Source organism: Mesoflavibacter sp. CH_XMU1422-2 (assembly GCF_037029245.1).
GTDB classification, from domain to species: domain Bacteria; phylum Bacteroidota; class Bacteroidia; order Flavobacteriales; family Flavobacteriaceae; genus Mesoflavibacter; species Mesoflavibacter zeaxanthinifaciens.
Genome location: NZ_JAYMEE010000037.1, coordinates 1 through 3,829 on the forward strand (window position 1 = coordinate 1; position 3,829 = coordinate 3,829).

General features: G+C 31.8%; 6 protein-coding genes. All 6 read right to left on the reverse strand.

The genetic code is table 11. The features are described 5' to 3' along the window. Positions 1–429: 429 nt before the first annotated feature. From WA340_RS05625 to WA340_RS05650, 6 genes are read right to left on the reverse strand one after another with little or no spacing between them, the layout of a single operon-like run. On the reverse strand, positions 430–1,050 hold the full coding sequence (locus tag WA340_RS05625) for a hypothetical protein (RefSeq protein ID WP_336127784.1): 621 nt from the start codon (positions 1,048–1,050) through the stop codon (positions 430–432). Continuing rightward, positions 1,050–1,184, reverse strand: coding sequence for a hypothetical protein (locus WA340_RS05630; RefSeq protein WP_336127786.1), 135 nt, complete (start codon positions 1,182–1,184; stop codon positions 1,050–1,052). Before WA340_RS05630 ends, WA340_RS05625 begins: the two co-directional genes overlap by 1 nt. Further along, positions 1,181–1,681 (reverse strand): hypothetical protein, encoded by a 501-nt coding sequence (locus tag WA340_RS05635; protein ID WP_336127787.1) that lies wholly within the window; start codon positions 1,679–1,681, stop codon positions 1,181–1,183. The genes WA340_RS05630 and WA340_RS05635 overlap by 4 nt, the downstream gene beginning before the upstream one ends. Before the next feature lie 6 nt (positions 1,682–1,687). Beyond that, the gene (locus tag WA340_RS05640) at positions 1,688–2,185 is read right to left on the reverse strand and encodes a hypothetical protein (RefSeq protein WP_336127788.1); all 498 of its coding nucleotides are present in this window, start codon (positions 2,183–2,185) and stop codon (positions 1,688–1,690) included. Between the two features lie 12 nt (positions 2,186–2,197). Then, on the reverse strand, positions 2,198–2,707 hold the full coding sequence (locus tag WA340_RS05645; protein ID WP_336127789.1) for a hypothetical protein: 510 nt from the start codon (positions 2,705–2,707) through the stop codon (positions 2,198–2,200). 17 nt (positions 2,708–2,724) lie between these two features. Further along, the gene (locus WA340_RS05650; RefSeq protein WP_336127791.1) at positions 2,725–3,588 is read right to left on the reverse strand and encodes a hypothetical protein; all 864 of its coding nucleotides are present in this window, start codon (positions 3,586–3,588) and stop codon (positions 2,725–2,727) included. Positions 3,589–3,829 lie beyond the last annotated feature (241 nt).

Sequence of the window (3,829 nt, forward strand, 5' to 3'; positions counted from 1 at the left end):
TTCAGTTTTATGGGATTCATTCAGAGTTTGTTTTGCGTTCTGCTATTCAATTCCACGTTATGATTCCGCAATTTTGGAATTCGAAAGAGTAGAAGTAATCAATTCACGTTTTTATAATTCCGCACGAGAGAATTTTTGCGCACAGTTCCGTTCTACATTTTCAATTCAGTGTTACGTTTCGGTTTTGAGTATTAAATTCAGTTTCCGTTAACCTTTTTTGCGCACAGTTCCGCTTTTTTCAAAGTTCAGAATTCGCACAATTTTCACACTTAGTTTTTAATTCCGCTATTGTAACCAACGGTTCGGCTATGAGTAGTTGCGTGGGTTAGCACTTAACTCTGCAAGTACACACCAAACTGAAAATCCGCGAGGATTTTCAGAAGTAGGCGAGAACAAGCAATTACTTATAGCCATTGTTGCCAGCAGTTTTTATTCTTTAAATCTTTTACTAGTCAATTTTTGTTTTGCTTTATTCTTTACTTTTTTTGAAACACCGTTTTTTGAAAAATTAAGAATAATTTTTCGAGTAATATCTGGTTGGTCTAAGACTAGATTTTGTATTTGTGCATTTCCATTTTTAATGATTTTATCAACCAATTTTTTAGAAATACCTTCTTTGACTAATATTAATCGATAGCTTTCTGAAGGTTCTGAAATTTCACCGCGTTTAATTAAAATTCTTGAGTCAATTTCAACAGGAAGAGAGTACATTAGCTTTTCTAATTTTTCAACAAGTTCTAATCTATTTTTGGTTGAAAACGAATAAAATGGATTTTCCCAATCAACATCTTTGTCAAGCTCATTTGTTTTTGGGTTGTAATTCTCTAAGAAATTTAAAACTTCTAATTGAAACTTACCATCTAAATTTCGTTCTGGACGCCATTGCACATCTATTAATTTTAAACGTCCTCTGTCTTCGAGCATAAGTAGGCTAGAACCTTCAAAAAAACTTTCGTTTCCTTTCAGAGGATCGACTTCATAAAATTGATTGTATTTAATTGCCCAACCAGCTTCTACTCGTAGAGGTTGTAGACGTATTTTATCTTTCATTAATCTAAATGGTCTTTTAGATTTTTATATCGTTCTTCTGCCTCACCTTTTTTCTCTACGACGCGGTAGCCGTATTTTAATTTTCCAGTTTGTGAACTATCCTTAAGATTTACACCTTTTTTTTGATTTTTCAAAATTTACTCTTTGGACGTTTATTATTTGCTAAATATGCTAAATGAGTAAATGCTTTTAACATTCTTTCTGTCATTTCTTTTGAGTTGAAAATTAAGCTCATATTTGTTTTATTGCGATTGCCACCACAAACGCTTGTTTCTATTCGTGTTGCTGTTAGGTAAATTCTTTTTTTAATCTTTAATCGTTTCGCATCGTAATCATCTAAATCAAGCAATTCTACTTTTGATAAATTATCAAGGTCTAGCTTCTGTGTAAACTCATGATTACAGTGATTATCAGGATCAGAACTTTTGACAACCTCAAAAATCAGATATTTACCTTGCGAAACCTTTAGATTTATAACCTCTTGATAAAAATTTGGGCTTCCAACTGCGAAACCTACATTGTCTTTAATAAATGAAATAGTTTCTTCCCAAGTTGCATCATTCTGTTTTTCTTGGGCTTTTACAAACATTACAAGAACTAAACAAAAGATAGTTAATATTTTATATTTCATTTTCTATTATTTACAAGGTAAAAAGAAGTCGAACTGACCAGCTTCTACGTCTACAACAATGACCGAATCATAATTTGGCTTCCTGTTTTCTTTAAAGTTTTTTATGGCATTATTTCTACCTCTTTTTGCGATAGAAATATTTTCAGATTTACTATTACCTTTTTCGTAGAAATAACAAATGTGGGTATATCCTGTAAGACCACCGTAATTTACATACTTGTCTGCACCGTCTAAATATGAGCCAGAGTTACCTTCAATGTAAGTTTGTAAATCATCTTCTAAGTCCCAAGTATCACTTTTACTAGTTTCACTACACAAGGTAAATACATCTGTTATAAATAGGTATACTGTTCCTTTATTAATATAGATTTTCATACCGTAGAATGCTGTATCTTCAGCTTCCATAAAATCATAGAATTGGCTACTGCCTGTTTCGTTATCAGATTGTGAATAGCTCCAGCCAAAAAGCAAAAGCATTGAAATTGTTAGATTAAATGTTTTCATAATATATTGATTTTAAAATTTATCTCCGCTTGTTTCACGTTCTTGTTTTCTTTTCTCTGTTGCTAAATATGCTAGGTGTTGGAATGCTTTATAAATTCTTGGTCTCATCTCTATATCAGATACATAGATATAAGCGTAATTGTTGTTTGAAGTACCATCTTCGCCTGTAGTTAATATATAACTACCTGTTAATTTTATATGTAAAGAATACTGTTGGATACTCATTTTGGGGTCATAATTATGAATTTCAACAGAAAGTAACTTACTTAGGGGAAGTGAACTACTATATATATTCGGTGAACCGTTATAATTCTTGTAAAACCACTTCCAACTAAAACTTGTTGAGTTTATATTAAAATTAGTAAACTTATATTCAGGATTACCGCCGTTAATAAATTCCAAATTTTTATTAATAAACCCTACTGTTTCCGCCCAAGTAGCATCATTTTGTTTTTCTTGGGCAACAAGTGTATGTGTAATGACAATTAAGAGAAAGGTTGCTAAATTTTTTTTTGTTTTCATTTTATTTAAATTGAAGTTTATAAATCTATTCCAAAACCGAACCCTATCCAAGGTTGGCTTTTAAAATTCCATTCTTCTGCTTGGTCTGATAGTGGTGTATCAAAACCTAATAAAACAGACAGCCCTATACCTCTGACGTTATATCCTAATCCTACACCATAATTCAAAGATGCTACGGTAAAAGTTTCGTCACCTATATCAGTTCTTGTATTCGTGTTACTAATTTCAGTTTTTGACAAGCCAATGAATAATGGCGTGAAGCTAAAATAATGCTTAAAAGACTTACCGTCTTTATCTTCCTTATTCTTGTAAAAATGTTCCCAACCCAATACCTTACTTATTTTAAGGTTGACGCTTTCATCAAAAATAAAATTATTCTTTAGTTCTTCTGCTCTACTACTCAAATATACTTTTACGGGTATAGTTAAAGCACCAATTTCCCAACTTCTGTATGGGACACTTATGCGATAATTATTTTTAATTTTTAAAACTAATTGCTTGTCTTTTAGGTAATCGTTAATCGTGGTTTCGTCGTCATCAAATGGGAATGGGTATAAAATAAGTTCTGAACCATTTTGTTTTATTGATACGTTTATCGTTTTATATTCACTGAAAATTGAGCTATCAAGGTCTTTTAAATCTGGATCATAAGTAAGTGAGTCTATTTTGCGTACAAGAATAGTGTCCCCGCTTGGTAAAATATGTTCTTCGGCAATTTTATAGGTGTATTTTTTATTGGGTAGTTTTACTTTCACTTTAATCGGTGTATCATTTGCCTTAGTGCTAATACGATAATGTTTTGCAGAATCTGTTTTCTGAGAGTGACCAATTGAAATGATAAAAGCACAAATAAAAGTTAGCAATAGTTTTTTTTTAGTCATAGGTTTAAATCTTTTACTATTATATCAAATGTATTCATTTTAACTCTCTCATAACATACCTACTAGTGGGTATTTTTGGTGAAATTGCTGGCAACGGTTTCGTATAACCGTCAGTTACGGGTTAATATGCGCTAATCTTCGGTTTAGCACTGACGTCAGCAATTCCGAGTGGATTCGGACGTAGTCGAATCCGCCGTAATTGCGGTTATACATCTTAAGTTAGCAATCTATTAACTTTAAC

What these genes read in the sequence shown, in the direction of transcription:
- WA340_RS05635 (WP_336127787.1), bottom strand. Translation starts at nt 1,681, where the DNA reads ATGAAATATAAAATATTAACTATCTTTTGTTTAGTTCTTGTAATGTTT.
- WA340_RS05645 (WP_336127789.1), bottom strand. Translation starts at nt 2,707, where the DNA reads ATGAAAACAAAAAAAAATTTAGCAACCTTTCTCTTAATTGTCATTACA.
- WA340_RS05650 (WP_336127791.1), bottom strand. Translation starts at nt 3,588, where the DNA reads ATGACTAAAAAAAAACTATTGCTAACTTTTATTTGTGCTTTTATCATT.
- WA340_RS05640 (WP_336127788.1), bottom strand. Translation starts at nt 2,185, where the DNA reads ATGAAAACATTTAATCTAACAATTTCAATGCTTTTGCTTTTTGGCTGG.
- WA340_RS05625 (WP_336127784.1), bottom strand. Translation starts at nt 1,050, where the DNA reads ATGAAAGATAAAATACGTCTACAACCTCTACGAGTAGAAGCTGGTTGG.